This is a genomic window from Fundidesulfovibrio sp., assembly GCF_058402725.1.
The window spans coordinates 1-5519 of record NZ_JBZVFJ010000188.1 but is presented as its reverse complement, the minus strand read 5'-3'; the positions used below and the strand labels follow the sequence as shown (position 1 = coordinate 5519).

Below are 5519 nucleotides of genomic sequence, written 5' to 3'. Positions count from 1 at the left end.
TCCTGGAAAAGCTCATGGGCCTGGCCGTGCCCTGGGCCGGGGTCTACCTGGTGCTGGACCACTCCCTCAGCGTGGGCGCGCTCATCGCCTTCCAGATGCTCTCGGGGCGCGTGAGCGGCCCCCTGGTGCAGATCGTCTCGCTCATCCACGAATACCAGGAGAAGGCGCTCTCCGTGCGCATGCTGGCGGGCATCATGAACGAGCCGCCGGAGCGCGGGCGCACGGCCGGGGGCCTGCGCCCCCCCGTGAAGGGCGAGGTGCGCTTCGAGCGCGTGAGCTTCCGCTACGTCCCCGGCGGCCAGCCCGCCCTGGCGGACGTGAGCGTCACCTTCCCGGCAGGCGGCTTCACGGGCATCGTGGGCCGCAGCGGCTCGGGCAAGAGCACCCTGGGCAGGCTGATCCAGGGCCTCTACGCGGCCCAGTCCGGGGTGGTGCGCGTGGACGGCCACGACGTGCGCGAGTTCGACCTGGAGCACCTGCGCCGCCACATCGCCGTGGTGCCCCAGGAGAGCTTCCTCTTCCGGGGCACGGTGCGCGAGAACATCGGGGTCTCGCGCCCGGGCGCGGGCCTGGACGAAATCGCCCGGGCCGCCGCCCTGGCCGGGGCCGACGAATTCATCGCCCGGCTCCCCCAGGGCTTCGACACCCCCCTGGAGGAGAACGCCTCCAACCTTTCGGGCGGGCAGCGCCAGCGCCTGGCCATCGCCCGGGCGCTCCTGGCCCAGCCCCGCGTGCTCCTCTTCGACGAGGCCACCAGCGCCCTGGACGCCGAGTCCGAGGTGATCATCCAGGACAACCTGGCGCGCATCGCCCACGGCAGGACCACCATCATGATCAGCCACCGCCTCTCCATGCTGGCCGGGGCGGACCTCATCGTGGTCATGGACGAAGGCCGCGTGGCCGACGCCGCGCCCCACGAGACGCTGCTCGCGCGCTGCGCCCTCTACCGCGACCTCTGGGAAAGCCAGAACCGCCACGTCCTGGGCCGCCGCGCCAAGGGCGGCGCGAGCCTGCCGGGAGCCTGAGATGGTCCGCGAAGACAAGAGCCTCCCCGCCCGCACCGCCCCCGCCGGACAGCCTTCGGGGGCCGCCCGCGGCTTCGGCCCGGGCCCCGAGTCCGAACTGCCCCCCCTGCCCGTGCGCGCCCGCTGGGTTCTGCACCTCATGGTCCTTTTCCTGCTCTCTGCCCTCGCCTGGGCCTGCCTGGCCCAGGTGGACCGCGTGGTCACGGCCCAGGGGCGCATCGGCTCGCCCGAGCGCAACATGGTGGTGCAGCCCCTGGAAACCTCGGTGATCAAGGAGATCCACGTCACCCAGGGCCAGCGCGTGGAGGAGGGCCAGCCCCTGGTCACCCTGGACCCCACCTTCGCAGAGGCGGGGGTGGGCGAAATCGCCCGACGCAGGGCCAGCCTTGAGGCCCAGGCCTGGCGGCTGGCCTGCGAGGCGGAGGGAGAGAAGCCTCCTCCGAAAGGCCTCTCCCCGGCCGAACTCAAGGCCCAGCAGGCGCTCCTGGCCGAGCGGCGCGCGGAGTTCCGGTCGCGCGCGTCGGCCCTGGACCGGGCAACCGGAGAGCTGGAAGCGAGGCTTCGCACCAACCAGGCGGCGGCCGAGCAGGCCCGCAAGCAGATCCGGCTGGCCCAGGACATGGAGAACATGTTCAAGGATGTGTACGAGCGCGGGGCAAGCTCCCGCCTGGAGTACATGAAGGCCCAAAGCGCGCGCATCGAGGCCGAATCGCACCTTGTGCGCCTTGGCAACGAGGCCGCCGAACTGCGCCAGGCCCAGGCCCGCGCCCGGGAGGAGCGCGAGGGCTTCGCCAGCGGCTGGCGCGCCCAGGCGGGCAAGGAGCTCCAGGAGACCCTGCGCGAGCTGGCCCAGCTGGAGGAGCGCGCCCGCAAGGCCGGACGCCTCCAGGAGCTGGTGGTGCTGCGCGCGCCCAAGGCCGGGGTGGTGCTGGAGCTGGCGAAGAAGTCCGTGGGGTCCGTGGTGGACGAGGGCGAGCCCGTGGCCACCCTTGTGCCCCTGGACGCGGGCCTGGAGGCCGAGGCCGACGTGCGCGTGGCCGACATCGGTTTCCTGCGCGAGGGCGACCCGGCCCGGGTGAAGCTGGAGGCCTTCCCCTACCAGCGCCACGGCGTGCTGGAGGGCCGCGTGCGCGTAATCAGCCCCGACGCCCTGGAAAAAAACACGCCCGAAGGGCCGCAGTTCGTCTACCGCATCCGCGTGGCCCTGGAGAGCCCCGGGCTGCGCGCCGTGCCCGCCGACTTCCGGCTGATCCCCGGCATGGGGCTCACGGCCGAGGTGCTGGTGGGCAAGCGCCGCGTGATCACCTACCTGACCTATCCCCTGCTGCGCTCCCTCGACGAGGCCATGCGCGAGCCCTGAGGCCGTCGCCTGGCCCGAAGGCCGCCCGGTGCGGGCCGTCCGCCGCAGACTCGGCCCGGGGGCTGAGGCCGTCGGCACGTCTTGCCCCTCGCCGCCCCCTGGGGTACAAGGGCTTGATGTCCGAGCCAGAAAGCACCTCTCCCCCCAAGCGCAGCCAGCGCGGCCCGGGCATGTTCGTGGCCTTCAAGCCGGGCCAGCCCGTGCTGGTGCAGGCCATGGGAGACAACCAGCGCTACTGGGGCCGGGTGATCGGCGTGGACCCCTACGACTACTTCATCCTCAAGCTCCCCCTGGTGCCCGGCATCCTGCGCCTGGCCACCCAGGGCGCGAGCCTGACCCTGCGCATGGAGAACGAAGGCGAGCTCTACGGCTTCTCCTGCGACGTGATCGCCGTCACTCACAAGCCCCATCCCCTGGCCATCCTTTCCTACCCGGCCACGGCCGAACGCCTCCAGCTGCGCCAGCACAAGCGCGTGAAATGCCTGATCCCGGCCATGGTGCAGAACGATTTCTTCAACTCCGCCGGCTTCGTGGTGGACCTCTCGCGCGGCGGCTGCCGCCTCGTGCTGGATCTTTTCCAGAAGCAGCGCATCGTGAACCTGATGACCGGCGACGCCGTCTCGCTCTCCATCTCCCTGGACAGCATGACCAGTTGCAAGTGCGCCGCCAAGGTGGTGGCCCTGCAGGACGTGGGCACGGGCCGCGCCCTGGGCCTGAGCTTCGACCAGGACTGCGCGACGGGAAAATCCGACATCCAGGAGTTCGTGGACCGGCTGGAGACGCTCTCCAACCTCCTCCAGGACCGGGAATAACACCCCCGTCGATCGCAACGCCGCGAAGGACGCGGGCTTCACATCTCCCAGGGAAGGTTTTCCAGGTCCAGCCCCTCGTAGCGGGAAGGGTCGAAGGCGGGCTGGGCGTGCGGTTCCACGAAATCGGAAGCGCCTCCTACGGGGCAGGCCTCCCCGCCCGATTCGTCGGTCGTCGGCGATGCCCCCGCAGCGGGGACCTCCTGCTCGGGGGGCGCGGAGGGTTGAGGCGGCGCGGCGCACGAGTCGGCCAGGTGGGGGTTGCGCTTGAGGATGTAGCGGAACATGCTGCCGCCCGCGCTGAAATCCGGATTGAGTTCCATGGCCTTGCCGATGCAGCACAGGGCCGATTCCACGTCGCCCGCGTCGTAGTGGATGCGGCAGACGTTGAAGAGCAGGTGCTCGTCGTCCGGATTGATGCCCAGGGCCTTGTTGTAATAGTCCAGGGCCTGGGTGAGCATGCCCGCCTTGCGCATCTGGATGCCGAAGCGGTTGAAGAGGTGCACGTGCTCGGGGGTGAAGGCCAGCTCCAGGTTCATGAGCCTGCCCAGGATGCCCTCGGCGTCCTCGGCCTTGCCCGCGTCCAGGTAGGCCATGCCCAGGCCGAACACGCCCCGGATGTTGTCCTCGTCCACGTCCAGGACCTTCTTGAAGCTTTTCTCCGCCAGGTCGGGCCTCCCCGCCGCCAGTTGCCCCTCGCCCCGCTCCAGTTCGGCCTCCACCGTATCCATGGCGGGCTGCACCTTGTTGAAATACACCAGGGGTTCGGGGCGGTAGCGCTCCAGGAAGTCCTGGAAGGACACGTGGCGCGGCTCCCCGCTGGGGTGGAAGTTGCCGTTGAGCGCGCGCACCTCCACATCGCCCGCGTCCTCCCGGCGGGCGAAATAGAAGACCTGGCGGGCCGTGGTCTGGGCCGTGCCGCCCATCCCCAGCTTGTTGTCCTTCTTGTCGGAAACAGCGACCTTGAAGCTCGCTCCGAACACCAAATCGCTCATGAACGGTTTCCCCCCGGGATGCGCCTGTTGGACTCTACCCCAGGAATCCTCATTCAGCAATTTCCGTCACGAACGGATCGGGGCACGCGGAACGGGCGGGCAGGTGGCGGCCCCAGACGAAGCCCGGCGCGCACTCCATGCCCGACACCGCGCGCACCAGAAGGCGCGGATCGAAGGGCGGCAGGGCCTTGGGCCTGGCCTGGCGCACGAAGAGTTCCCCCCAGGTGGTCTGGTAGAACAGGGCGATCTCCTCGGGACGCCTGGTTTCGCGCGGCCGGGTGAGGTTCACGGCCAGGAAGGCCTTGGCCACGGCTTCCGGATTGAGGGCGTCGGCCGGGGACGCCTTGAGCGCCTCGCCCTGGGGAAAGAAGCGGGCCAGCGCGTCCAGGAGGTCCTGGAGGTCCTTGGCCGTGACGGGGTTGACGGTGTAGTCCGCGCTCACCTGGGCGCCCGGGACGAAGACCCCGTTGCCCACCAGCCAGGCAAGCTCGGCGGCCAGGTCGCGGGATTCGCGCGAGAGCACCAGCTCCAGGCGGGACTCCCCCGGGGCGGCCTGGCCCGCCTGCACGCGCCACACATAGGCGTTCTTCTCTGCGCGCGCGGCCGAAAAGTAGACCACCTGGCAGGCCTGGGAGCGGGCCTCGGCGAAGGGGGTCAGCTCCACCTTGTGGCGGCGCTTGGAGAAGGCGGCCATGATGCGCCGACCAAGGCGGGTCATGTCTTCGGGGGTGATGGCGGACCCGGCCAGGTCGGACATGCGGTCGGCCAGCCGCGTGTAGGAGCGCACGATGAAGCGCGCCAGGTGCTCGCCCAGGCGGGCCTGTTCCCGGAAGCCGCCCAGGGCCTCGCCGCCCTTGCCCGCGAAGCCCGGCCCGTCGCCGCCGCGCCCGAAGTACATGCGCCGGATCTGGCTCTCCTCCCAGGCGGGAGGCCAGCCCGTGGACCTTGCGCGCTGCGCCAGGGCCGTCTTGGAAAGGAAGGCCAGGCGCAGGAGGGCCGCCTCCTCCCGGGAGTCGCGGGAGCGGTAGTGCTCGTGCACCTCGGCGAAGAGGCGCACGTAGGGGTCCACCTCCCACAAGGCCACCTGCCCGCGCAGCAGCGATTCCTTGATGGACTCGCACAAAAGCCCCCCCTGCCCGCCTCCGGCCGCGTAACGCTCCAGGAGCCCGATCTTCATCACGGACTTGTAGGGCGCGGCGATGGACTTGAAGATCTGCCACAGGGAGGCCCCGAAGTACTCGTCGGCCGGTATCTCCCCGATGCGTCCCAGGTCGGCCAGGGCCGGAGAGAGTTCGGGATCGCGCGTCAGCCGCCGCCAGTCCTCTCCGCC

General features: G+C 70.5%; 5 protein-coding genes. 3 read left to right on the top strand and 2 right to left on the bottom strand.

Going from position 1 to position 5519, the window contains the following annotated elements:
• From ACV4UX_RS16980 to ACV4UX_RS16970, 3 genes are all read left to right on the top strand, one after another.
• On the top strand, window positions 1–1025 hold a 1025-nt coding region (locus tag ACV4UX_RS16980), incomplete at its 5' end, for a peptidase domain-containing ABC transporter (RefSeq protein WP_491594467.1).
• 1 nt (window position 1026) lies between these two features.
• Complete coding sequence (locus ACV4UX_RS16975; protein WP_491594466.1) at window positions 1027–2385, top strand: HlyD family type I secretion periplasmic adaptor subunit; 1359 nt, start codon at window positions 1027–1029, stop codon at window positions 2383–2385.
• 116 nt (window positions 2386–2501) lie between these two features.
• Window positions 2502–3197, top strand: a complete 696-nt coding sequence (locus ACV4UX_RS16970) for a flagellar brake protein (RefSeq protein ID WP_491594465.1) — start codon at window positions 2502–2504, stop codon at window positions 3195–3197.
• Window positions 3198–3235: 38 nt separating this feature from the next.
• On the opposite strand, the gene ACV4UX_RS16965 is transcribed toward ACV4UX_RS16970, so the two are convergent.
• Both ACV4UX_RS16965 and ACV4UX_RS16960 read right to left on the bottom strand, forming a co-directional pair.
• A complete protein-coding gene (locus tag ACV4UX_RS16965; protein WP_491594464.1) occupies window positions 3236–4189 on the bottom strand; it encodes a tetratricopeptide repeat protein in 954 nt (317 codons plus the stop codon).
• Between the two features lie 49 nt (window positions 4190–4238).
• Window positions 4239–5519, bottom strand: a 1281-nt coding sequence (locus ACV4UX_RS16960) for a class I adenylate cyclase domain-containing protein (protein ID WP_491594463.1), incomplete at its 5' end; no start/stop codon positions are given.

Excerpts from the sequence above, each read along its gene's own strand:
- ACV4UX_RS16970 (WP_491594465.1), top strand. The coding sequence starts at position 2,502 with ATGTCCGAGCCAGAAAGCACCTCTCCCCCCAAGCGCAGCCAGCGCGGC.
- ACV4UX_RS16975 (WP_491594466.1), top strand. The coding sequence starts at position 1,027 with ATGGTCCGCGAAGACAAGAGCCTCCCCGCCCGCACCGCCCCCGCCGGA.
- ACV4UX_RS16965 (WP_491594464.1), bottom strand. The coding sequence starts at position 4,189 with ATGAGCGATTTGGTGTTCGGAGCGAGCTTCAAGGTCGCTGTTTCCGAC.